The organism is Streptomyces niveiscabiei (assembly GCF_033794345.1).
Classification (GTDB): Bacteria; Actinomycetota; Actinomycetes; order Streptomycetales; family Streptomycetaceae; genus Streptomyces; species Streptomyces niveiscabiei.
Genome location: NZ_JARAYJ010000009.1, coordinates 251554 through 274094, shown reverse-complemented (window position 1 = coordinate 274094; position 22541 = coordinate 251554). Strand labels below are relative to the sequence as shown.

Annotated in this window: 22 protein-coding genes; 1 reads left to right on the top strand and 21 read right to left on the bottom strand. The window is 71.0% G+C overall.

Annotation, left to right across the window (positions count from 1 at the left end; all coding sequences use genetic code 11):
• Window positions 1–169 precede the first annotated feature (169 nt).
• The 5 genes from PV682_RS15985 to PV682_RS15965 all read right to left on the bottom strand — a co-directional run bounded on the left by PV682_RS15985 (window position 170) and on the right by PV682_RS15965 (window position 2889).
• On the bottom strand, window positions 170–1000 hold the full coding sequence (locus tag PV682_RS15985; protein ID WP_319730194.1) for a helix-turn-helix domain-containing protein: 831 nt from the start codon (window positions 998–1000) through the stop codon (window positions 170–172).
• A complete protein-coding gene (locus PV682_RS15980; protein ID WP_319730192.1) occupies window positions 997–1518 on the bottom strand; it encodes a DUF6879 family protein in 522 nt (173 codons plus the stop codon). The genes PV682_RS15985 and PV682_RS15980 overlap by 4 nt, the downstream gene beginning before the upstream one ends.
• Window positions 1502–1711, bottom strand: a complete 210-nt coding sequence (locus PV682_RS15975; protein WP_319730218.1) for a hypothetical protein — start codon at window positions 1709–1711, stop codon at window positions 1502–1504. Before PV682_RS15975 ends, PV682_RS15980 begins: the two co-directional genes overlap by 17 nt.
• 118 nt (window positions 1712–1829) lie before the next feature.
• The gene (locus tag PV682_RS15970; protein ID WP_319730191.1) at window positions 1830–2030 is read right to left on the bottom strand and encodes a DUF397 domain-containing protein; all 201 of its coding nucleotides are present in this window, start codon (window positions 2028–2030) and stop codon (window positions 1830–1832) included.
• Window positions 2031–2037: 7 nt separating this feature from the next.
• Entirely contained in the window at window positions 2038–2889 is an 852-nt protein-coding gene (locus PV682_RS15965; protein WP_319730189.1) for a helix-turn-helix domain-containing protein, read from the bottom strand.
• Between the two features lie 198 nt (window positions 2890–3087).
• Here PV682_RS15965 and PV682_RS15960 point away from each other — a divergent pair, with 198 nt between their 5' ends.
• Window positions 3088–3519 carry an ATP-binding protein gene (locus PV682_RS15960; RefSeq protein WP_319730187.1) on the top strand — a complete coding sequence of 144 codons (432 nt, stop codon included), beginning with the start codon at window positions 3088–3090 and terminating at the stop codon, window positions 3517–3519.
• Between the two features lie 92 nt (window positions 3520–3611).
• On the opposite strand, the gene PV682_RS15955 is transcribed toward PV682_RS15960, so the two are convergent.
• From PV682_RS15955 to PV682_RS15880, 16 genes are all read right to left on the bottom strand, one after another.
• A complete protein-coding gene (locus tag PV682_RS15955; protein ID WP_055722029.1) occupies window positions 3612–4283 on the bottom strand; it encodes a response regulator in 672 nt (223 codons plus the stop codon).
• A 17-nt stretch (window positions 4284–4300) separates the two neighbouring features.
• Complete coding sequence (locus PV682_RS15950; protein WP_407705677.1) at window positions 4301–5677, bottom strand: sensor histidine kinase; 1377 nt, start codon at window positions 5675–5677, stop codon at window positions 4301–4303.
• Window positions 5678–5798: 121 nt separating this feature from the next.
• A complete protein-coding gene (locus PV682_RS15945) occupies window positions 5799–6476 on the bottom strand; it encodes a response regulator transcription factor (protein ID WP_319730186.1) in 678 nt (225 codons plus the stop codon).
• On the bottom strand, window positions 6473–8056 hold the full coding sequence (locus PV682_RS15940; RefSeq protein ID WP_319730185.1) for a sensor histidine kinase: 1584 nt from the start codon (window positions 8054–8056) through the stop codon (window positions 6473–6475). The genes PV682_RS15945 and PV682_RS15940 overlap by 4 nt, the downstream gene beginning before the upstream one ends.
• A 4-nt stretch (window positions 8057–8060) precedes the next feature.
• A complete protein-coding gene (locus tag PV682_RS15935; RefSeq protein WP_319730183.1) occupies window positions 8061–9401 on the bottom strand; it encodes an acyltransferase family protein in 1341 nt (446 codons plus the stop codon).
• On the bottom strand, window positions 9385–10383 hold the full coding sequence (locus PV682_RS15930; protein ID WP_319730182.1) for an alpha/beta hydrolase: 999 nt from the start codon (window positions 10381–10383) through the stop codon (window positions 9385–9387). Before PV682_RS15930 ends, PV682_RS15935 begins: the two co-directional genes overlap by 17 nt.
• Window positions 10384–10673: 290 nt before the next feature.
• Window positions 10674–11582 (bottom strand): alpha/beta hydrolase, encoded by a 909-nt coding sequence (locus tag PV682_RS15925; RefSeq protein ID WP_319730181.1) that lies wholly within the window; start codon window positions 11580–11582, stop codon window positions 10674–10676.
• A gap of 247 nt (window positions 11583–11829) precedes the next feature.
• A complete protein-coding gene (gene kynU, locus PV682_RS15920; RefSeq protein WP_319730180.1) occupies window positions 11830–13017 on the bottom strand; it encodes a kynureninase in 1188 nt (395 codons plus the stop codon).
• A complete protein-coding gene (locus tag PV682_RS15915; RefSeq protein ID WP_319730179.1) occupies window positions 13010–13849 on the bottom strand; it encodes a tryptophan 2,3-dioxygenase family protein in 840 nt (279 codons plus the stop codon). The genes kynU and PV682_RS15915 overlap by 8 nt, the downstream gene beginning before the upstream one ends.
• A gap of 182 nt (window positions 13850–14031) precedes the next feature.
• Window positions 14032–14445, bottom strand: coding sequence for a DUF3151 domain-containing protein (locus tag PV682_RS15910; protein WP_319730177.1), 414 nt, complete (start codon window positions 14443–14445; stop codon window positions 14032–14034).
• A 179-nt stretch (window positions 14446–14624) separates the two neighbouring features.
• Window positions 14625–16610 (bottom strand): WD40 repeat domain-containing protein, encoded by a 1986-nt coding sequence (locus PV682_RS15905; RefSeq protein ID WP_319730176.1) that lies wholly within the window; start codon window positions 16608–16610, stop codon window positions 14625–14627.
• 233 nt (window positions 16611–16843) lie between these two features.
• Complete coding sequence (gene fbaA / locus PV682_RS15900; RefSeq protein WP_319730174.1) at window positions 16844–17875, bottom strand: class II fructose-bisphosphate aldolase; 1032 nt, start codon at window positions 17873–17875, stop codon at window positions 16844–16846.
• A 141-nt stretch (window positions 17876–18016) separates the two neighbouring features.
• Window positions 18017–18565 (bottom strand): orotate phosphoribosyltransferase, encoded by a 549-nt coding sequence (gene pyrE / locus PV682_RS15895; protein WP_055725143.1) that lies wholly within the window; start codon window positions 18563–18565, stop codon window positions 18017–18019.
• 97 nt (window positions 18566–18662) lie between these two features.
• Complete coding sequence (locus PV682_RS15890; protein ID WP_055725142.1) at window positions 18663–19451, bottom strand: aldose epimerase family protein; 789 nt, start codon at window positions 19449–19451, stop codon at window positions 18663–18665.
• Between the two features lie 165 nt (window positions 19452–19616).
• The gene (locus PV682_RS15885) at window positions 19617–20612 is read right to left on the bottom strand and encodes an SRPBCC family protein (RefSeq protein WP_319730169.1); all 996 of its coding nucleotides are present in this window, start codon (window positions 20610–20612) and stop codon (window positions 19617–19619) included.
• Between the two features lie 236 nt (window positions 20613–20848).
• Complete coding sequence (locus PV682_RS15880) at window positions 20849–22489, bottom strand: polyamine aminopropyltransferase (RefSeq protein WP_319730167.1); 1641 nt, start codon at window positions 22487–22489, stop codon at window positions 20849–20851.
• Window positions 22490–22541 lie beyond the last annotated feature (52 nt).

Below are 22541 nucleotides of genomic sequence, written 5' to 3'. Positions count from 1 at the left end.
AGTGCGTAGAGATCGGTTCCGTCCAGCATCGTCGTACACCTTCCAGCTCGACTGGGACACGGCCGTGAGGTGGGCCGCCGCCGTCCGAATGCGTGGGCACCGGGCGGGACCTCAAGATTAGGCAATTCACAGGGGGAGAGCTGACCTTATTTCCGTTCCGGAATAAAGATCACCGGTAGGCTTCCGACCATTCCCGAAGTAGATTTCTCGCCTCGTCGCCGAAGCGTGCTTGGCGTTCGAACTCGGCGAAGACAGCCAGATGTTCGGAAATATCTCGCGCGTCTCGAAAAACCATTCGGCCGGTGAAGTTCTCCACGGTGACGAGCCGCTCATCGTAGATCGTGAAGGTGTTCATGGGACCTCGGGGCATGAGCGTCCCGATGGGGATTACTCCCAGGTTGACATTCGGGAGGCGGGACAGGGAAGTCAGATGGTCGATCTGCACGGTCATGGCCAATGCCGGAACAATCGCCCACCGAGCAGCCTGCTCGGTCAAGAGGAAGGTGAACCGCTTCGAGTTGTTGTATAGGGCTGATTGCCGTTCCAGTTTCTTGGCCACAACCTTCGACACGTCACCCGGCACATGAGTCAGGCTGGCTCGGACAAAGTCAGGTGTGGCCAGGAGCCCCGTGATCATCGCAGGCAAGAAATACCTGAGCTCCGTAGCTTCCGACTCCAGGGCGGCCAGCTCGACCTGCCGCTTCTCTACTCCTCGACGCCGGGAGGATCGTTTTCCCTCCCACTCGGTGTTCGCGATGCGTGCGAGAGCCATGATCTCCGCGATGTCCTCGGGTGAGGCGTCGAGGGCCCGGAGGATGCGCTCGACGTCGACGAGCGTCGGCGTCTTCTTCCCGGTTTCGAACTTGCTGATCTGACTCTGAGACATGTTGCAACGCCGAGCGAGCCGGTCCCCAGTGAGGCCGGCTCGCTTGCGCAGATCTCGGAGCTTTCCCGCGAGGTCGTTCCTCGACGGGCCCAACTCCTCGGGTTCAAGGGTCACTCAAGGTCTTTCACGTACTCGGCGAACGGAACGGCGTTCTCCAAGGCGATTCGCCGCCACTCCAGATAGGGGGTGACGTCACCCTCGAACAACTCTCGGTTGATCCGCGTACCGTCCGGACGGTAGTTCAGATGGACGATCCGAGTTTCGTCGAACATCCACCAGTCGGTGCCCGAGAGAGGGAGTCCGTAGTCGTTCCGCGTCACGTCCAGGACGCGAATGTCCTCGCCCGCCCGAATGTTTCCAGGAATTCCCCAGGAGAACTGGTAGCGCTGGTAGTCCGTGAGCGGCTGGCGTACGACCCGGACTCGCCCGATGGTGCGTCCGGAATCGATGAATCCCCGGACCCGCTCATGCCACTTCTCGTTGTGCCCGTCAGGCTTCGGCTCTCCACGGAGAAATCGGGCGAAGCTTTCCGTCTCGTTGGGCATGGTGTACGTGGGCTGCGCCTCGAACCGCCACACCGAACGCTCGTAGGAGTCGAAAAAGCTCTGCCATTCTTCACCATCCAAGAGCACGTACAGCCTCCCTCAGTACCGATTCTGGAATCTCCACGAGAGCCTCACCGGCGGGCGGCTGGAAAGCGGTTGACACGTTCCCCTGGACGACGATCGAGCCGTCGGCTGTGCGGTACACATTCGGACAGTCGTTGCCGTCGCAGTTGGGTCCACCGGACTTCCCGGTGAGTCGCGTCAGTTCGCTGCACGCCATCACACCCCAAGTCTCGTCGGCTGCGCGCGGGAGCCACTGCCGAGTGACGCTACGCGGACTCAAGACCCCTGGTCCACGCCGACTCCGGAATATTCCGGAGCTGGCATAAACAGTCCGGTCAATCCCGTTGGAGATCACCCGTGTTGAGCGCTGTCACGAAGGCAGAGAAGGAGGCGATGGGGAAGGAGAGAGCAGCGCGGGCCGGGAGTTTCGAGTCCCGTACGGCTGTACGGAGAGGGAGTTCGGCTATTTCGACGCAGGTGTCACCTTCTCCGCCGTCGGAGTATGTGGACTTACGCCAGTGCAGGGCTTGGTTCATGACGTTCTCAGCACTCCTTGGAGAGGCGATGGACGAAGTCGCGCGACGCCACCGGGTCCAGCGCCGCCATCTCCACCCTACGGACCAGCGCACGCAGCCGGTCCAGTTGAGCTTCGGCATCGACGAAGGCGACGCCCGTCGGCGAGTCACGAAGCCCCGTGTCCAGACGTGGCAGCGGGCCTCCGACGTACATCACGGACGCCCCCGAGCCCGCGAAGCCGTCCTGGTCGGTGGGGATGACGCGCACCGTGACGTTGCCTTCGTCAACTCGGTCGAGAATCGCCTGGAGTTGGGATCGCGTAGCCCGTCGGTCGGAGACGCGCAGCCGCAGCGCCATCTCGTGGATGATCGCTTCGTACGGCGTCGGGGTGTCCCCCTCGATGATGGCGCGGCGCCTCATCCGGTACTCGACCTTGGTGTCCACCTCCCGCTCGGGCAGCCCCGGATTCATGTAGGCGAACACCGCCCGGGCGTAGTCCGGGGTCTGGAGAAGGCCGGGGATACGGGTGATGACGATGTCCCGCAGGTACGTCGCGTGGTGCTCGGCCTCCGCCACGTCCAGGTTCACCTGGGGCAGCACCCCTCGGTACGCCTCCCACCAACCGCGCGTCCGATCCGTAGCCATGGCGACAAGGGCGTCGATCAACTCCTCGTCCACACAGGCATAGTTGGCGGCAAGGCGCCGCACCCTCTCCTCGCTCACTCCGACGTTGCCCGCCTCCACCTGGCTCATCTGCGCCGAGGTCGAGTTCAGCAGCTGGGCCACATCACGAGCCTTCAGTCCAGCGGCCTCCCTCAGCCGGCGCAGCTCGGTGCCCAGCCGAACCTGTCGCGCCGTGGGCTGACTCCTCGGTGCCACGCACCCTCCCTGACCTCAACAGCCCTTGCCCCATTACCCACTTTCGGGTGCCAGGTTACGACATCCGCTTGCGGCAACAAAAATTTTTGCTCTACCGTCGGTGACGCGGAACAAGTCCCCCGCACCCGGGGACCGGAAACGCACCGCTCCGTCCTGCCACCCTCCCCCAACTCCCCTCCCACCACGAGGAGTTCACCCATGCCCGAAACCCCCGCCACCCCCAGCCTCCCCCCGGACGACAAGACCTGGGAGTACGCCGTCGACATCCCCAACGACCCCCGCGCCGTATCCATCTGCCGCCGCACCCTCCGCATGACCCTCACCCTCTACGGCCTCATCCACCTCGTCGACACCGCCGAACTCCTCGCCACGGAACTCCTCGCCAACGCCCTGTGCCACACCAGCGGCCCCGCCGCCCTCAGGATCTGCCGGGACGCGGGCACCCTGCGGATCGGCACCTGGGACTCGGACCCTGAACCCCCTGACTTCACCAGGGAGTTCGAGGAGGCGAACGAGGGCGGGCGAGGGCTCGCGCTGGTCCGGTGCTGCTCCGACGTGTGGGGGTGGAAGCCGTCGACGAGGCAGGGCCTGAGGGGGAAGTACGTATGGTGTGAGCTGGGGACGGCGTAGAGGCCCCAACTCGCAAACTCCCTCACTTCACCGCGCCGCGACGCGTGAACAACGAACTCAAGGTGCGCCCCCCACGTTTGCGACTCGCCGCCCTATCCCGGCACCACCAGCCTCGTCTCGTACGCGAACACCGCCGCCTGCGTACGGTCCCGCAGCCCCAGCTTCACCAGGACCCGGCTGACGTGGGTCTTCACCGTCGACTCCGCCACCACCAGGTGCTCCGCCATCTCCGCGTTCGACAGGCCCTGCGCGATCAGCACCAGCACCTCCGTCTCCCGCTCGGTCAGGTCCCCGTACGCCGCCTGGGCGCTCGCCGGGATCCGGGGCCTCTCGTTCTCGGCGAGCCGTGAGAACTCCGTGATCAGCCGCTTCGTCACCGAGGGCGCGAGCAGCGACTCCCCGGACGCCACCACCCGTACGCCCTCCGCCAGTTGCCGCGCCGAGGCGTCCTTCAGCAGGAACCCGGAGGCGCCCGCCCGCAGCGCCTGGTACACGTACTCGTCCAGGTCGAACGTCGTCAGCACCAGCACCTTCGCCGCGCCGTCCGCCGCCACGATCTCCCGCGTCGCCTCGATCCCGTTCAGCTCCGGCATCCGGATGTCCATCAGGACCACGTCCGGCGCGAGTTCGCGCACCTTCGCCACGGCCTCCCGCCCGTCCACCGCCTCCCCGACGACCTCGATGTCGGGCATCGCGTTGAGCAGGACCGAGAATCCCTCCCGCACCATCATCTGGTCGTCGGCCACCAGCACCCTGATCGTCATGTCCCGCCTCCCCTCTCTCACTCCGCGCCCTGGGCCGCGACCGGCAGGAACACCGACACCTCGTAGCCCCCGTCGTCCGTGGCGCCCGTCGTCATCTCACCGTTCAGCATCGTCACCCGCTCCCGCATCCCCGTCAGGCCGTGCCCCTCTCCCGTCTGTGCCTTCGCCAGGGACGGGTGCTGCGCCGGGCCGTTCACCACCCGTATCCCGAGGCCCCCGAGCACGTACCCGAACTCCACTGTCGCCGTCGCCCCCGGCGCGTGCCGCAGGGTGTTGCTGAGGGCCTCCTGCACGATGCGGTACGCCGACAGCTCCACCCCCTGGGGAAGCTCCCGCACCGCTCCTGTCGTCACCTTCTCCACCGCCAGGCCGGCCTCCCGCACGTTCGCCAGCAGGCCGTCCAGATCCGCCAGCGTCGGCTGCGGGGCGTCCGGCACCTCGTACTCCTCGGCGCGGACCACGCCCAGCACCCGGCGCAGTTCGGTGAGCGCCGCGACCGCGTTCTCCCTGATCGTCGCGAACGCCTTCGCCAGCTCCGGCGGGGTGTTCTCCACCCGGTAGGGGGCCGCCTCCGCCTGGATGGCCACCACCGACATGTGGTGCGCCACCACGTCGTGCAGTTCCCTGGCTATCGTCGTCCGTTCCTCCAGCAGCGTCCGCCGGGAGCGCTCGTGCTCGGTCACCGTCTGCTGCGCCGTGACCTCCCGCTCCGCCTGCCGGCGGGTGTGCCAGACGGTGACGGCGAGCAGGACGAACGCGGAGAGCACCAGCATCGGGCCCGTGTCCGTGCCGTACCCCTCGTGGCTCCAGCGGAAGAACGACTCGGCGGTGAAGCCGTAGGCGGCCGTCAGCAGCCACATCCAGGCCGCCGTGCGCGGGCGGGTGCGGACCGCCACCACCGTCAGCACCAGCAGGTGGGAGATGAAGGAACCCGGCTCCCAGGGCCACAGGGTGTACGACGTGCCGACCGTGGCGACCACCGTCGTCGACGCGAACGAGAGCCAGAACGCGCCCACCGGCCGGACCAGCGTCAGCAGCACCGGCGCCAGGACCAGGAGGCCGCACACCATGTTCAGGGCGCCGCCCCGGGCGTCCGTCCACGCGTTCATCATCGCCAGGACGCCGCCCGCCGCGACCAGGCCGTGCCTCGCCCAGGCCGCGTACTCCCGGCGCCGGCCCTTCATCCGGCGGACCAGGCGGCTGTCGTCGCCCAGGCGGGGCAGCGGACGGTAGGCGAAGGCGTCGTCGATCAGGTCCTTGCGCAGCCCGCGCAGGGCGTCCAGGGCCGCCTTGGCCTCCGGACTGCGCGGGGTGTATCCGCCGTCGTCCGAATCGCCGTACGGGCTCTGCGGATCCATGATCCGCGTCCGGGTGGTCTGCGTAGTCTCGGTCACATTCACCACCGTAGGTCGGAGCCCGGATCGTCGTCGTCACCACTGAGAGGGGTTCCGCCGGGTCCATCTCAAGTACTACGGGGTCTCCCCCCATACCCGGCCGGACCCGGCGAAGCACCGCTCAGCGGGCGGCCGGGCGCACGAGCCCCACCTCGTACGCGAACACCGCCGCCTGCGTCCGGTCCCGCAGCCCCAGCTTCACCAGGATCCGGCCCACATGGGTCTTCACCGTCTGCTCGGCCACGCACAGGTGCCGGGCGATCTCCCCGTTCGACAGGCCCTGCGCGATCAGCGCCAGCACCTCCGTCTCCCGCTCGGTGATCTCCTCCAGGCGCACCTTCTCGGGCGCGCGCGGGCCGCTGTCGATGCGGGCGAACTCGGTGATCAGCTTGCGGGTGATGCCGGGCGCGAGCATGGCGTCACCCGCCGCGACGATCCTGACGGCCTCGGCGAGCTGTTCGGCGGAGGCGTCCTTCAGCAGGAACCCGGAGGCACCGGCGCGCAGTGCCTCGTACACGTACTCGTCGAGGTCGAAGGTCGTCAGCACCAGCACCTTCATGCCCGGCAGCAGACCGGTGATGCGGCGCGTCGCCTCGATGCCGTTCAGATCGGGCATCCGGATGTCCATCAGGACGACGTCCGGGGTGAGTTCGGCCGCCTTCTCCACCGCGTCCAGGCCGTCGACCGCCTGGCCGATCACCTCGATCCCGGGCTGCCTGTTCAGCAGGGCCGTGAAGCCCTGCCGGATCATCTGCTGGTCGTCCGCGATGAGTACGCGGATCTTCGTGTCGTTCGTCATCTCTTCTCGTCTCCTGTCACATCGTCGGGAGGAGGCTGCGGCAGGGACGGGTCGTCGCCCCGTCCCTTCGTCCGGAACGCCTCCGGAAGGATCAATCGGACTTTCGGAACCTCGGACATCTCCTGCACCAGCCCCGGCAGGGCCACGTACGCCTCGTCGCTCGCGGGGCCGTCCGCGCGGACGCCGTCACGCGGCAGGAACGCCGAGACGACGAAGCCGCCGTGCAGAGTCGGGTGAGCCATCAGATGGCCGCCCAGCATCGCCGCGCGCTCGCGCATCCCCAGCAGTCCGTGCCCCGCCCCGGGGGACGGCTCGACCTGGCGGCTCGGGGCGGAGTTCGTGACGCTCAGGTGCACGCCGTCCCGCTGCTGCCCGATCTCCACGGTCACGCCGGCTCCCGGCGCGTGCCGCAGCACGTTGCTGAGCGCCTCCTGCACTATTCGGTACGCCGAGAGCTGGACGCCCGGCGGGTACGGCGGCACCGGCGGTTCGCCGGTCATCACCTTGACGACGTCCAGCCCCGCCGCGCGGGTGTTGTCCAGCAGCGCGTCCAGCCGGTCCAGGGTGGGCTGCGGGGCGTCCGGCGCGGTGCCGGTCGCCGCGCCGAGCCCGTACGGCCCGTCGGGGTCCTCGGGGCTCTCCGAACGCAACACCCCCAGCACCCGGCGCAGTTCGGCCAGCGCCTCCAGCGCGTTCTGCCGGATGCCCGCGAGGTTCTCCTTCAGTTCCTCGGGCGGGTCCGCGACCAGGTGCGGGGCCACCTGCGCCTGGATCGAGATCACCGACATGTGGTGCGCGACCACGTCGTGCAGCTCCCGCGCGATACGGCTGCGCTCCTCCAGCAGCGTGCGCCGCGCGCGCTCCTCGGCGGTGATGCCGGCCTGCTCGACGAGTTCGGTCCGGGCCTCGCGGCGGCCTCGCAGGGCGGCGCCGATGAGGACGACGCCCAGGAAGACGGCCATCGCCAGCGCACCGCTCGGCGAGTAGTACATGCCGCCGATCACGCCCTCGACGATCCAGGTGGCCAGCGCGGTCAGGGCGAGCACTTCGGCGGAGACCCGCGCGCGGACCCGCAGGGCGACCAGGAGGAGGACCAGCGCGTGGACGGCCACACCGGGGGCTCCCCAGGGCCAGGGGACGTCGCTGCTCCAGACGGCGTGGTTCGGTCCCTGGATGGTGCCCGTCATCATCCGGTTGCGCGCTCCCAGGGCCGCCACGACCGTGGCCACCAGCGACAGCCACCAGCCGTGCAGCGGCCACCACAGCGCCACGACCAGCGCCACGCCCTGCGCCGCCGCGCACAGCAGGCCGAACTCGACGCCCAGTTGGTAGCGGGTGTCGAACTGGTCGACGTTCGCCAGCGTCGCCACGAGCGCCGCCAGACACACCAGCCCGTGCGGCAGCCACCGCAGCCACACCGACGGCGGCAACGGCATCGCGGCGGTCGGCCACAGATCTCGCCGCAGCGCCGTGAACACCCGCCCCGGCCATGTCTCCCGCAGTGCGCGGCCCCGACGGCTATCGCCCGACGACCGGCGCAGTGCACGCTCCAGGTGCTTCTCCAGCTGTGTCACCCTCATCACCCTATGCACCGCCGACCTTCTTCGAAGTGGTCGATTCCGGGCGCGGAAGCGGATGCTTCCGCCCTGTGGCCAAGCGCGCCAACGGCCGCGCCCCGCCTGGCAGTTCGCCGACGGACAGCGTCGTCCTGTTGACGGCCCCGCCGCCCTGCGCACGCCTGCCCGGCCTCGTCTCCCAGCCGTGGAACGCCGCCCAGCACACCGCGAGCGCCAGCACGAACGCCGGGAGCCACAGGAGCCGGTACGGGACCCAGGCCAGCGTGTCGGGGCGGCTGTGCAGGCCGGGGAGGTGGCCGGCGGGCAGCGCGAGGGCCGTCGTCGCCATCAGGGCCGTCTGGTGCCAGAGGAACACCGTCATCGCCGAGAGGTTGAGCAGCGCCACCGCCGCCCACGCACGGGGTCGGCGCATCGCCCTCCGCAGCCGGCCCCGCAGCAGCAGTGCCGCTCCGCACTGGGCCAGCCCGAAGGTGACCACCGCCAGCGTCGGCGGGTTCAGGTTGGAGATGCCCTCCCCGGGCACCCCCACCATCGACGCCGGGTACCCGCCCCACCGGACCAGCACCGCCGTCACCACCGCCCCGCCGACCAGCAGGATCCACCCGGCGCGCGGGCGCTCCAGCTCGCGCCGCGTCCATGCCGCGCCCAGCGTGTACGGCACCGCCCAGCCCGCCGCCAGGTTGACCCAGCCCAGCCAGGCCGGGCCGCCGAGCCCGAAGCGGACCAGGTCCACGTGGAGCACCACCACCAGCGGCCACAGCGGGTTGAGCCGCGCCAGCAGCGGTGTCGCCACCGTCAGCAGCGCGAAGACCAGGAGGAACCACAGCGGGGACAGTGCCAGCTTCACCAGCGTGTGCACCGTCACGAACGAGGCGCCGCCCAGCAGGAGGCAGACCGCCACCGTCAGCCATACGCCCACGAGCGCGGCCACCGGCAGGAACAGCCGCGCGAGGCGCGCCCGCAGCCAGCCGGCGTAGACGCCGCGCGACGGCTCCCGCCCGGTGCCGGCCCCTGCCCCGGCGGCCCGGCCCCTGTCCCGTGCCCTCTCCCGCACCGCCGCGTAACTCCTCGTCGCCACATGCCCGCCCACCATGAAGAACACCGCGAGCGTCTGGAACGTCCACGACACGGGCGCCAGCCACGGCATCGACGCCAGCGGGCTCGCCGCGCGCAGGGTGTCGCCGTCGGCGACCAGGGCGGTCACCAGCCAGTGGCCGAGGACGACGCCGAGGATGGCCAGCGCGCGCAGGGCGTCCACGGCGCGGTCGCGGTGCGGGGGTGTGGCGGCGTCGATGCGGGCCGCCGTGCGGGCGAGGTGAGTGCCGCGCGGATCACGTGTGGTGGACACGGGTGACCTCCGTCGACTCGCCGAGGACGATCCGGGTCAGGTTGGCCAGCGAGACCGAGCCCGGGGTGAAGTAGTCGCTGTGCCCGCCGTCCCCGGCGGCGAAGACGCGGGCACCGAAGGCCGGGGAGACCGGGTCCGTGCCGAAGCCGATCGTCGTGCCGAAGAGGCGCGCGCTGGTGTGCGGGACGTCCGCGACCCAGTCGTCCGCTCCGCGCGCCGCCCATACGCGGGCGCGGGTGTCCAGGTCGGCGGCCGAGTCCGCGCCGGTGCCGGGGCTGGCGAGGAGGACCATGTCGTCGGCGTCCAGGCCGTCGGCCGCCCGGGCGCACACCACCGTGCCGTAGGAGTGGCACAGGACGCTGACCTCGGCGCCCGGGCCCGTGAGGGCGCGCAGCCCGGCGACGAGGTCGCGCAGGTCCGGCGCCGCCTCCTGCGCCCGGTCCGGCGTCAGGACCGTCGTACTGATCGTGCCCGGCGTCGTGTACCCGAGCCAGGCGATCACCGCCGCCCCCGAACCGGCCGGGCCCTCCCGGGTGAGCCGGCGGTACAGGGCGTCGGCTCCCGCGCGGAAGCGTTCGTACGTGTCCAGCGTGGTGTCGGAGCCGGGGACCAGGACCGCGACGCGGTGCGCGTGTGCCAGGTCGCCGAAGACCTCCGTGGCCCGGCCCTCGCCGCGGCCGTCGAAGGAGAGGAGGCGCCTGTCGAGGGCGGCCAGTCTCCGGTCGGCCTCGGCCCTGTGCCGGTCGCCGTTGCCTTGGGCCATCCTCGACGCCAGTTCGGCGTTGGCCCGGTTCGCCGCGTACGTCTTCTCCAGCGTCGCGGCCGTCAGCGGAAGCGCCGGCGCGGGAACGGGGGCCGGGATGTCGGGTCGGGCCGCCGCGGTAAGGGGGACGACCACCGCCGCGACGACCAGGACGGCGAGCAGGGCCCGGAGCAGGCGCCCCGCCCTTCCGTCCGTCTTCTCCGCGTCACCGAGCCGCATCGCCGCGCCCCTCCCCGTCCAGGCCGCCCGACCGTCGGGCGAACTGGTTGCGAAGTTACGGATCGGCGCTCGTCGTCCGCGTCCCGCCTGAGAGCTCTTCTTCGACGTAGCTCTCAGGTATTACGGGTATGACGCGGGTCCGGGATCGGAGGGTCTTTCTCAGGGAGTCGCAGCGGTCCTCGGACGTCCGCCCGGCAGGCTCGACCGGGGATACCCAGGAGTTGCCCGGGGACTACGACAGAGGTACCGAAAGCACCGGCACGGAAACTCAACGGAAGCCCACAGCCACCTCACCAAGCCAGCTGCGCGATCTCCTCCCCCACCACCGCGCACGCGTCCGCCACCGGGTCGATCAACGGGAAGTGCCCGACGTCCTCCAGGAGCGTCACCCCCACCATCTCCCCCGCCTTCGCCGCCGCGTCCGCGTACGCCTCCGCGACCGCCATCGGCACGACCTCGTCCGCCCGCCCCTGCACCAGCGTCGTCGCGATCCCCGTCGGCAGCAGCAGCGCCGGATCGGCGTACGGCCGCCGCTCGGCGAACTTACCTTCCCCGCCGAGGAGTTGAGTGGAGGCACCGGCGCACACGTCGAGCTTGCGCGCGATCTCGAAGTCGGCGATCGGCGCGAGCGCGACCACTCCCCGCAGGTTCGGCGGAGCGGCCGTGCGCCAGGGCGCGTCCGCCGGGAGGACGTGCCGGGCGGCGGCCCACAGCGCGAGGTGGCCGCCGGCCGAGTGCCCGGTGAGGACGGTACGGCGCGGGTCGGCCGTGGGGAGGACGTCCCGGACGAGGGCGGGGAGCGCGTCGAGCGCGGCGGCGACGTCGTCGAAGGTGTCCGGCCAGCGCCCCGCGACCGGCGGCGCATCCCCGTCGTCCGCCACGGGAGCGTCTGCGCCGTCGGCCCCCAACTCCCCGCGCCGGTACTCGACGTTGGCGACGGCGAATCCGCGCCGGGCCAGGAAGTCCGCGAACGGCGTCAGGTGCCGGCGGTCGTACCGCGCGCGCCAGGCTCCCCCGTGCAGCACGACGACCAGCGGCGCGAGTCCCCCCGTACCCCCTGTAGTCCTCGGGAGGTAGAAGTCGATCACCTGGTCGGGGTGGTCGCCGTAGGCGGCGGTCGCGTCGGGGTCGACGGGCGGATGCGAGAAGGCGGACTGCTCCTCGGCGGCGGTCCGGGCTGCGGCGACGTCGTCCGGCATGCTCCAACCTCTCAGCAACGAAATGGAATTGACGACCAGGTGGGTGAGGACGGCTGCGAATCCGTCCGCTGGCGGGGACGGTATCAGGCCCGTGACGTGCGCGGACACGCGGATGTCACGCTGGGTGAGGGGTAAACGGTTCTGCCCGGATATGACACCCCCCGCGCCTCGTACCGTACGTACCGAAGGGCACACCGCGCGTGGTCGTGCGGTGTGCCCTTCGTGTGAACGGGGTTGTCGTGCGGGACTACTTGAGAGCCAGCCGCAGTTCCCGCGCCGCGCGTTCCACGTCCGCGAACCCGAGGTACAGCGGCGTGAATCCGAACCGCAGGACGTCCGGGTACCGGAAGTCCCCCACGATGCCCCGCGCGATGAGCCGCTTCATGACGTCGCCCGCGTCGTCGCAGCGCAGCGCGATCTGGCTGCCCCGCTCCGCGTGGGCCGACGGCGTCACGCACTCGACCCGGCCCGCGGGGACGTACTCCCCGACGCATTCGAGGAAGAAGTCCGTCAGGGCAAGGGACTTGGCGCGCACCGCCTCGATGGACACGCCCTCCCACACCCCGAGGGCCGCCTCCAGCGCGAGCATGGACAGGATGTCCGGCGTCCCGACCCGGCCCCGTACGACGTCGCGGGCCGGCTCGTACGACGGGCTCATCCCGAACGGCTCGGCGTGCGAGTTCCAGCCGGGCAGCGGGGAGTCGAACTCCCCCTGGAGATCGCGGCGCACATACAGGTACGCGGGTGAACCCGGGCCGCCGTTCAGGTACTTGTAGGTGCAGCCGACCGCGAGGTCCACCCCGTGCTCGTGGAGCCCGACCGGCAGCGCGCCCGCGCTGTGGCACAGGTCCCACACCGCGAGGGCGCCCGCCGCGTGGATCGCGGACGTCAGCGCGGGCAGGTCGTGCAGTCGGCCGGAGCGGTAGTCGACATGGTTGAGCAGTACCGCGGCGGTACGGGGGGACAGCGCGCCGGCGACCTCCGAGGGCGGTACGGGGAGCAGCGTGCACCCTGTCATCCTCGCGGCGGACTCGGCGATGTAGCCGTCGGTGGGGAAGGTCGTGGCGTCGACGACGATCTCGTCCCGCCCTGCTCCCGCCATCCGGCGCGCGGCCACAAGTGCCTTGAAGACGTTGACACTTGTCGAGTCGCCGACGACGACCTGGCCGGGTCCGGCGCCGATCAGCGGGGCGATCCGGTCGCCGATCCGCTCCGGCGCCGTCCACCAGCCGCTCTCCTCCCAGGAACGGATGCGCAGCTCGCCCCACTGGCGGCGGACGACGTCCGCGACCGCGTCGGGGACGGCGGCGGGCAGGGCGCCCAGCGAGTTGCCGTCCAGGTAGACGCCCCCGTCGTCGAGGGCGAACTCGGCACGTTTCGCGGCGAGTTCGTCCCTGGCGTCCAACTCCTGCGCTTTGACGTCCAGTTCAGACATGGGACCTCGCCGTCCACAGCTCGGGGAAGACGTTCTTGCGGGCCCGCTTCTCCAGCCAGGCCACGCCCGCGGAGCCGCCGGTGCCGGCCTTGGCGCCCATCGCGCGCCGGGTGGCGACCAGGTGGTCGTTGCGCCAGCGCCAGACGAGCTCGGCAACATCGGTCAACGCCTCGCCGAGCCGGGCGAGTTCGGCGTTCTGGTCGCCCTGGTAGAGGGCCGTCCAGACCGCCTCCACCTCGGGCGATGGCTCGTAGCGCAGGGACACGTCGCGGCTCAGCACCTCGTCCGGGATCGCGTGTCCGCGGCGGGCCAGCAGCCTCAACACCTCGTCGTACAGGCTGGGTTCGTGCAGCGCCTTCTCCAACTCGGCGTGCACGCGCGGCGCTCCGCGGTGCGGGACGAGCATGGACGCGGACTTCTCGCCGAGCAGGAACTCCATCCGCCGGTACATGGCGGACTGGAAGCCGGAGCCCTCGCCGAGGGCCGAGCGGTAGGAGTTGAACTGGGCCGGCGTGAGCTGGGCGAGCGGACGCCAGGAGGCGTTGAGCGCCTCCAGCTCCCGTACGGAGCGCTTCAGCGCGTCGACCGCGACCGGTATGCCGTCCGAGCGCAGGGCCTTCGTGGCCGTCTCCCACTCGTGGACGATCACCGTGAACCACAGCTCCATGACCTGGGTGGTGACCAGGAAGACCATCTCTCCGGGGTCCTCGGAGAGGGGGTGCTGGAGGTGGGTGAGCACATCCGCCCGGACGTAGTCCTCGTACGGCGTCGTACCCGCGAAGTCGAGATGAGGGGTCTCGGGCTCGTGAGCCTCGTGAGCCTCCTGGGACATCGCTGTCTCCTGTTGTTGCTCCGGGTAGCGGTCCGCCCCTGCCGTTCTCGACACGGGGGCCCCGGTCCCCGCCGGGCATCCTCTTCGATCGTCCGCCGAAAAGGCAAGGCCCGCCTGATCACACGTCCAGACGGGCCACCCCTGGTACCCGGGTACTACACGGGTACGCCTCGGGTACTGCCTCAGCCCAGCGTCTGCGCCGCCGTCGCCGAGGAGTCCTTCAGGAACTGCGTGCACCGCTCGTACTCGTCCTGCTCCCCGATCGCCCCGGCGGCGCGCGCGAGGGCGTGCAGGGCGCGCAGGAAGCCGCGGTTGGGCTCGTGCTCCCACGGCACCGGGCCGTGGCCCTTCCAGCCGCTGCGGCGCAGGGCGTCGAGACCCCGGTGGTAGCCGGTACGGGCGTACGCGTACGACTCCACCACGCTCCCCCGCTCGAACGCCTCGTCGGCGAGGAGCGCCCAGGCCAGCGAGGACTTCGGGTACTTCGCGGCGACGTCGGCCGCCGCGGTGCCGCCCGCGAGCAGCTCGCGCGGCTCGGGGTCGTCGGGGAGGTGGGTCGGGGGCGGGCCCCCGAGGAGGTTCTCGTGAATCGTCATGGCCTCCAGTCTGTCACCCCGGCAGGGACCCGGCACCGGCCCTCCCCGCGCCGCCCGCCTCCTCCCGCACCCGGTCACCGGCGCCCGGGACGGCACCGGGCCCGGCACCCCGGGAAGGGGTACCGGGCCCGATGGGAGCGCACGGCCGGACGTAGCTCCGCGGAGCTACCTCGCGGGTATCACCTCGTGAAGTTGAAGTACTTCCACGGCCCGTACGACGTCGTGTTCGCGATGTCGCCGTTGTAGCCGTCGACGTACACCGACCGCAGCCGGAACCGGTATCCGGCCGCGCCGTCGCCGTCCAGCGACACGTACGACTTGCCGGCGCTGTCCAGCGGGAAGTACTCGGACTCGCCCGAGACCCAGCGGCCCTGGACGTACGCCTGGAGGTCGAGACGGGTGTACCGGCCGGGGTAGGCGTTGATCCACGTGGTGATCAGCACGTCGGCCGTCTGGTGGAAGGTCTGGTAGTTGGTGTTCCCGAACTTCGTCCACCGGTAGTGGCCCGAGAGCGAGGTCGTCACACCCGCGCGGGTGCGCACGCCGGACTTGGCCTCGGCCTTGACGTTGCGGGCGTCCCCGGTGAAGACCGCGCTGACCGTGGTGTCACGGGTCATCCGCAGCGCCACCGCGAGCTGCCCCTTGGCGTTGACCTTGCCGCGCTTGAGCAGCCGCTTCGGCTCGGGACCCCACGGGTCGGCCCAGATCTCGACGGTGCGGTTCTTGTACGTCGGGCCGAGCGTCGCCGTGTACGTCACGTTGGTGCCGTAGTTGACGGTCAGGTTGTTGCGGTCGATCTTCAGGGCCGTCCTGTCGTAGGCGACCTTGACGACCGAGGACCCGGACGCGGCCGAGTGCGTAGTACTTCCGGCGTACGCCACCTTGTAGGTGACGTTCCCGGCGACGGCCGGGGTGTCCGTGAAGGAGAACGCCCCCTTCGCGGCCAGCTTCTTCGTCCCCAGGGACTTGCCCTTGGGGGACTCGGAGTCGTACCGCGTGACTACCAGCGGGGTACCCACCGGCAGCGCGACCGTGCCCGTGACCGTGCCGGAGACGGTGAGCGCCTTGCGGAGGGCGGCCGTGGCCGGGGCCTTGACGGCGACCGTCGGCGCGGACTTGGTCGGCTCGTCCAGGACGTGCAGCCGGACGTTGCTGTCCCAGTTGTCGGTGACGGCGAACAGGCGGCTGCCGCCGGGCTCCCAGGCGAGCCCGCCGTTGACGAGGCCGTCGCCGGCGGACGTCGTACCCGTCACCGGGAAGTCGTACTGCCGTACGGCCGTGGTCTGACCCGGCCGGTAGACGAAGACGTCCTTGCCGTACGGGGCGTCGGAGCCGGCCGCGACGGTGCCGTCGGGGGCGATCGCGACCGACGTGCCGTGCTCGGCGCTGGTGTAGGTGCCGGCCGCGGTGAGGTCGGAGGCCTGCCAGACGTGGTGCGCCTTGCCGGAGTTGGCGGTGACGACGCGCTTGCCGTCCGGGGTGTAGGTGAGGTCGTTGGTCTGCCCGGTGAGTCCTGAGGTATTACGCGAGGTACGGGCCGCGGTGCCCGTCGTCACGTCGTACGTCGCCAGGGCGAACCGCTGCGAGGACGACCCGGCCGCCGCGATGGTGTTCGGCTCGGTCGGCGAGACGGCCAGGCGCGGGGCGCCGGAGTAGTCCGTCTCGGCGTCCTGGTCGAGGGCGACGACGGGCTCGGCGCCGGAGACGTCCAGCGAGCCGATCGAGCCGTCGGCCTCGGTGCCGTAGCCGAACCAGATCTTGCCGCCCGCGAGAGCCAGGAACTGCGGGTCGGTGCCCTCGCCGGTGGCGTACCGGGCCTGCTCGGCCATCGTCGAGGTGTCGAAGGCGACGATCGCGTCGACGCTCGGGACGGCCGCGTACAGCCGGCCGGAGTCGGCCGAGAGAGCCAGGCCGGTGACGCCGTACAGCTCGTGCTCGGTGGCGAGCACGTTGCCGGAGTAGTCCGTCGCGACGACCCGTCCGGTGACGGGGTCGCTGACGAAGACCTTGCGGTGGACGCCGTCCACCACGATGTCGCCCGCGGACTTCAGCGGGAGCACCTTGCTGCTGTCCGCCGCGGCCGAACCGGCCGTCCCCACGACCAGCGCGGCGGAGCTGACGAGTACCGCGAGCGCGGTCGCGGTCGAGAGAGTGCGCTTACGCACGAACACGATGAAAAGACCCCCCAATGGTCTTCGCTGCCCCGTGAGTTGGGGCGTGCCCCGAGAACCGGGGTGCGGTGTTCGCAGCCTATTGCATGCCTATGACAACGTGTCCACGGGATTCACACATATGGCGTGGCGTGGGTCACTGGCTCTCAGGTAGGGGGTACCCCGGGTGGACAAAAGACCCGGCGCCGTCCCCCTGAGGGAAGCGCCGGGTCTCTCACTCCCCGGTACTACTTGATCCGCGTACCCGCCGACCGCAGGTTCTGCGTGGCCTCGACGACCCGCGCCGCCATGCCCGCCTCGGCGAGCTTGCCCCAGGTACGGGGGTCGTACGTCTTCTTCGAGCCGACCTCGCCGTCGACCTTCAGGACGCCGTCGTAGTTCTGGAACATGTGCGCCGCGACCGGCCGCGTGAACGCGTACTGCGTGTCCGTGTCGAGGTTCATCTTGATGACGCCGTTCTCCAGCGCGGTCGCGATCTCCTCCTCGGAGGAGCCGGAACCGCCGTGGAAGACGAAGTCGAACGGCTGCGAACCGGCCGGCTTGCCGAACTTGGCGGCGACGCCCTCGTTCAGCTCCTTCAGCAGGTCGGGGCGGAGCACGACGTTGCCCGGCTTGTACACGCCGTGCACGTTGCCGAACGACGCGGCCAGCAGGTAGCGGCCCTTCTCGCCGAGGCCGAGCGCCTCGACCGTGCGGATCGCGTCGTCGACCGTCGTGTAGAGGGAGTCGTTGATCTCGTGCGAGACGCCGTCCTCCTCGCCGCCGGTCGGGGTGATCTCCACCTCAAGGATGATCTTCGCGGCGACCGCGCGGGCCAGCAGCTCCTGGCCGATGGCCAGGTTGTCGGCGAGCGTCTCGGCCGAGCCGTCCCACATGTGCGACTGGAAGAGCGGGTTGCGGCCGGCCTTCACGCGCTCCTCGGAGACGGCGAGCAGCGGCCGTACGTACCCGTCGAGCTTGTCCTTGGGACAGTGGTCGGTGTGCAGCGCGACCGTGACCGGGTACTTCTCGGCGACGATGTGCGCGAACTCGGCGAGCGCGACCGCGCCCGTCACCATGTCCTTGCTGTACTGGCCGCCCAGGAACTCCGCGCCGCCCGTGGAGATCTGGATGATGCCGTCGCTCTCCGCCTCCGCGAAACCGCGCAGCGCCGCGTGCAGGGTCTGGGTCGAGGTGACGTTGATGGCCGGGTAGGCGAACTTGCCTGCCTTCGCCCGGTCGAGCATCTCGTTGTAGACCTCGGGGGTTGCGATGGGCATCTGTCCGCTCCTTGGGTGTGCGGGTTGGCGATCTCGTACTACGGCCCTGACCTAGACCTTGGTGTCTGACGTCGTCGTCATCCCCATCTTTCCAGACATGGCCCGCTGCTCCGGAAGGTGTAACCGTCTACATCTCAGGTATCAGTCCAGGCCCAGCTCGTCCTTGGAGAAGGCGAAGAGGTACGGCACACCCGCGCCCTCCCGGATCTTCTCGTCGGCGCCGGTCGCCCGGTCGACGATCGTCGCGACGGCCACGACCTCGGCGCCCGCCGCGCGCACCGCCTCCACCGCCGTCAGCGGGGAACCGCCGGTCGTGGAGGTGTCCTCGACGACCAGCACGCGCCGCCCGCGGATCTCCGGGCCCTCGACCTGCCGCTGCATGCCGTGCGCCTTGGCGGCCTTGCGGACGACGAAGGCGTCCAGCTTCTGTCCGCGCGCGGCGGCGGCGTGCAGCATCGACGTGGCGACCGGGTCGGCGCCCATGGTCAGCCCGCCGACCGCGTCGAACTCCAGCTCCGCCGTCAGGTCCAGCAGCACCTGCCCGACCAGCGGGGCGGCCTCACCGTCGAGGGTGACGCGGCGCAGGTCGATGTAGTAGTCCGCCTCCAGCCCCGAGGAGAGCGTCACCCTGCCGTGCACCACGGCCTTGTCCTTGATCTGTTGCAGCAGCTCAGCACGTACGTCCGTCATGGCGAACAGCTTAGATGCGGGGCGTACGGAGGTACGGCGGGGCATACGGAGGACCTGGGGGGGTACGGCTGGCCGTGGCTCTCGGGTCGTACGGGTACTACAGGCGCCGCCAGGTCCACGTCGTCGACGCCTCCAGCGGGTCGACCGGGGTGACCAGACGGGGATGCGTGTTCAGGCCGTTGGGCGGGCCGGTCTGCGGTTCCACGCACACGGCGGGCTCCTGCTCGTCGTACACCACGACCCACCGCTCGCGGCTGGCGACCTTCAGCTCCAGCTGCCCCGGCCAGGTCAGCGTCACGTCGACGCCGTCCGGCATGCCGAAGCAGTCGTCCCACGGGCCGGGCTTGCGCTCGATCCGGTTGCCGGTGGGGAGGTGGTCGTCGCCGCGCTCCTCCTGCCAGGCGGGGTCGAACGCGAGGTGTACGTCACTACCTCCCAGGTTCCTGTTGAACCAGGGGTGCCAGCCGATCTGCGCCGGGAAGGAGTCGTCGTACGTCTCCACCGCCATGGTGAGGGTCAGGGTGTCCTCGGTGAGGGCGAACACCTGGGTGATACGTCCGGGGTAGGGCCAGGGAGCCACGAGGTCGTACGTGAGGACCGCTTCGTCGGGCGCGACGCGGGCGACGTTCCAGGCACTGCCGCGCGCCGTGCCGTGGATGGCGTTCGGCGGGGCGTTGAGCGGCATCTGGTGCGTCGTACCGCCGTTGCGGAACTGTCCGTCCCTGATCCGGCCGCACCACGGGACCATCGGGAAGCAGCCGAACTTCTCGCCCTGGCGCAGCAGTTCGACACCGTCGACCTGGAGGGAGGCCACGCGGGCGCCGTTGGCGGGGTGCACGGTCGCCTGTGCGGAGCCGGCGGTCAGTGTGATCTCTTCGTTGCTCACAAGGGATGACAGTACTGGGGGACCACGGGGTCGACCGGGCGGCGGGGGTGGCTGCGTCGGGGGCGCGGCGCGGGGGCCTCGTACCGAGGGACGTCTACCTCCTGAGAGGTACGCCGATTACGGTTCGTCCCTTGTCGCGGCGTCCCGTATCCGCCGCGGCCCCGCTCAGCGGCGTCTGCGCAGTGCGCGGCCCACCACCACCGCCGACACCACCGCGAGGGCCGCCGCCGGGGCCGCCCAGCGGAGGGTGCTCGCCGGGGTGAACGACTGGGGGGCGGGGACCGGGGCGTAGCGGCCACGCGGTGGGGCGTGGTCGACCTCCTCCGCGCTCCTGCCGATCATCGTGCGGCGGGCGTGGGCGGCTTCCGCCGGGGGGTCGGAGGGGTTCAGGGAGGCCAGCGGGTCCAGGGCGGACGAGGGGACCTCGGTCTCGAAGACCGTTGGGGGGAAGGGGAGTTCGGGGTTCAGGTCCGGGGTGGGGTCGGGGTCCGGGGACTGCTCGGAGTCCGGGGACCGCTTCGGGGGCGTCGGCCGCTCCGGCTCCGCGTCGCGGGCGGTTCCGAGATCCCGCTCGGCTCCGGAGTCCCGCTCGGCTTCAGGGTTCCGGCCGGCTTCAGGGGCCCGGCCGGCTTCAGGGGCCCGGCCGGCTTCAGGGGCCCGGCCGGTTCCCAAGTCCCGCTCGGTCTCCGAGCCCTGCCCGGCTTCCCGGCCCTGCTCCACCGCCCGCGCATCCGGCCCCCTACCCGTAGTCCCCAGGTTCCCCCCGAAGCGGTTGACGAGGCGGGCCACCGCCGCCGCGACCGTCTCCGGCGGGAGTTCCGCGATCCGCCCGTCCGCGCGGGCGGTGCCGGTGAACCTGAGGGTCGTACCCGTGGCGGTCTCCGCGAGGGCGAGGGTGAGGGCGAGGTGGACCTTGCCGGCGCCCCTGGCCTCCGCCGCGTCCGCCCGGACGGTGTACGTCCCGTCGGCGCCGGGTGATACCTGGGCGTTACCCCGATAGGTGATCGTGTGGCTGCCGACACGGATCTTCAGCCGGCCCGCGACCGGGGGCGTCCCCGCGTCCTGCTGGAGGCCGGGGACCGCGCGGGCCACCTGCGCGGGGTCGGCGAGGGCCGCTCGCAGCCGCTCCGCCGGAACCGGAACGAACACCTCTTGCTCCATGTCGGTGGAGCCTACCCACCGGTCGGGGAAAAGCACCCCCGGAGAGGGGGATTCGCTCCGCTGCACCCGGGGGTGGAGGGTGACGGCACCCAGAGGTGGACACCCCGGAGGTGGACGCCCCGCAGGTGGGCGTCACCCGGAGCCAGAGGGGCGCCACCCGCAGCCGGCCAAGCCCTGCGGCCAGCCGGCCCTCATACCCCCCATACCCCCTACCCCCAGTACCTGGGAGGGACCAGCTAGTACCGGGGATGAACCAGCGTCGATACCCGCACCCCCCTCACCCGCGTGGCCTCGGCCGCCCGCGCCCCCTCCGCCAGCGCCTCCGGTGTGAGTGTCTGCGGTCGCGGCGCCCTGGGGTCGAGCGCGAGAACGGGTCGCCGGGGCCCCGCCGAGGCCAGCAGGAACCCCCAGTCCTTCGGTGCCCGGGACCGCGCGGTCGTCCGGTCGGGCCCCGCCGCGAACCCGGAGTCGCGGCCGGTCACCCGGTAGGGGGTGGTGTGCAGCCCCGCCGCCCGCATGGTCGCGTCGACCGTCCAGAACACCTGCGACCGGGTGGCCAGCGGCCCGGCGTGGACGACGAGACGCCCCCCGGGCGCGAGGGAGCGGCGCGCGAGGCCGTAGAACTCCTCGGAGTACAGCTTGGTGCTGGCGGTGATCCCCGGATCGGGCAGGTCGGCGACGACGACGTCGTACGTGCCCGGCGCCGTCGTGCGCAGGACGTGGAACGCGTCCCCGATGGTGACGTGCACCCGGGGGTCGCCCAGCGCGTGCCCGCCGAGCCGGGAGAGCGCCGGGTCGCTGCGGGCGAGGCGGACGAGCCCGGCATCGAGGTCGACGATGTCGACCCGCCGTACGCCGGGATGGGTGAGGACCTCGCGCGCGGCGAGCCCGTCACCGCCCCCGAGGACCAGGACGCGGGTATGAGACCCGTACATCGCAGGGTGGACGAGGGCCTCGTGGTACCTCCGCTCGTCCCGCCCCCCGACCCGCAGCCGGCCGTCGAGGTACAGCCCCAGAGGGTGACCCGGCGTACCCCCCGTGAGGACTACCTCCTGCACGTCGGTCTGGAGAGCCACTCGGACGTCGTCCCCGTACACCGCCTGGCGGGCCGCGCGCTCGAAGTCGTCGACGAGTACGGCCGCCGCGGCGAGGACGCCGAGGACGGTCACGTTGGTCACGAGCAGCAGCCAGCGCGCCCGGCGGGTCAGGTCGCGCCGGAACAGGCCGAGGATCAGCGCGCTGCCCGCGACGACGTTGACCGCACCGGTGAGCAGCGAACTCGTCAACTGGCCCAGGAACGGCAGGAGGAGGAAGGGGAAGGCGAGGCCGCCGACGAGCGCGCCGACGTAGTCCGCGGCGAACAGGTCGGCGACCGCGCCGCCCGCGTCCTGGCGGCGGATGCGCTGGATCAGCTCCATCAGGAGGGGGACCTCGGCGCCGATCAGCAGGCCGATGGCGAGGGAGAACGCGACGAGCAGGACGCGTGGGCCGTTCGCCCACAGGCCGCCCCAGTCGCCGGTCCAGGCGAACACGGCGTACAGGGCCATCGCGCTGCATCCGCCGATCAGCGCGAGCGCCGCCTCGACCGCGCAGAACCCGGCGGCGGCCAGCGTGCGCAGGCGTTTGGCGGCGAGCGAGCCGACGCCCATGGCGAACACCATCACGGACAGCACGACGGACGCCTGGGTGACCGAGTCGCCCATCAAGTACGAGGCGAGCGCGACGAGTTCGAGTTCGTAGACCAGCCCGCACGCGGCGCACACGAACACGCAGGCCAGGACCAGGAACCGCCCCGTCGCCGGCCGGACGGGCAGCGGGGCCCGGCCTCCCCACGGAGGCGGGGCACCGGGGGGAGCGGGCGCGTGCGGTTCGATCACGACTGCGACGTTACGTCACGGCCTCAGTACGCCATGTCACCCACACGCGTGA

Excerpts from the sequence above, each read along its gene's own strand:
- PV682_RS15975 (WP_319730218.1), bottom strand. The coding sequence starts at position 1,711 with ATGGCGTGCAGCGAACTGACGCGACTCACCGGGAAGTCCGGTGGACCC.
- PV682_RS15970 (WP_319730191.1), bottom strand. The coding sequence starts at position 2,030 with ATGAACCAAGCCCTGCACTGGCGTAAGTCCACATACTCCGACGGCGGA.
- PV682_RS15960 (WP_319730187.1), top strand. The coding sequence starts at position 3,088 with ATGCCCGAAACCCCCGCCACCCCCAGCCTCCCCCCGGACGACAAGACC.
- PV682_RS15955 (WP_055722029.1), bottom strand. The coding sequence starts at position 4,283 with ATGACGATCAGGGTGCTGGTGGCCGACGACCAGATGATGGTGCGGGAG.
- PV682_RS15945 (WP_319730186.1), bottom strand. The coding sequence starts at position 6,476 with ATGACGAACGACACGAAGATCCGCGTACTCATCGCGGACGACCAGCAG.
- PV682_RS15940 (WP_319730185.1), bottom strand. The coding sequence starts at position 8,056 with ATGAGGGTGACACAGCTGGAGAAGCACCTGGAGCGTGCACTGCGCCGG.
- PV682_RS15930 (WP_319730182.1), bottom strand. The coding sequence starts at position 10,383 with ATGCGGCTCGGTGACGCGGAGAAGACGGACGGAAGGGCGGGGCGCCTG.
- PV682_RS15925 (WP_319730181.1), bottom strand. The coding sequence starts at position 11,582 with ATGCCGGACGACGTCGCCGCAGCCCGGACCGCCGCCGAGGAGCAGTCC.
- kynU (WP_319730180.1), bottom strand. The coding sequence starts at position 13,017 with ATGTCTGAACTGGACGTCAAAGCGCAGGAGTTGGACGCCAGGGACGAA.
- PV682_RS15915 (WP_319730179.1), bottom strand. The coding sequence starts at position 13,849 with ATGTCCCAGGAGGCTCACGAGGCTCACGAGCCCGAGACCCCTCATCTC.
- PV682_RS15910 (WP_319730177.1), bottom strand. The coding sequence starts at position 14,445 with ATGACGATTCACGAGAACCTCCTCGGGGGCCCGCCCCCGACCCACCTC.
- fbaA (WP_319730174.1), bottom strand. The coding sequence starts at position 17,875 with ATGCCCATCGCAACCCCCGAGGTCTACAACGAGATGCTCGACCGGGCG.
- pyrE (WP_055725143.1), bottom strand. The coding sequence starts at position 18,565 with ATGACGGACGTACGTGCTGAGCTGCTGCAACAGATCAAGGACAAGGCC.
- PV682_RS15885 (WP_319730169.1), bottom strand. The coding sequence starts at position 20,612 with ATGGAGCAAGAGGTGTTCGTTCCGGTTCCGGCGGAGCGGCTGCGAGCG.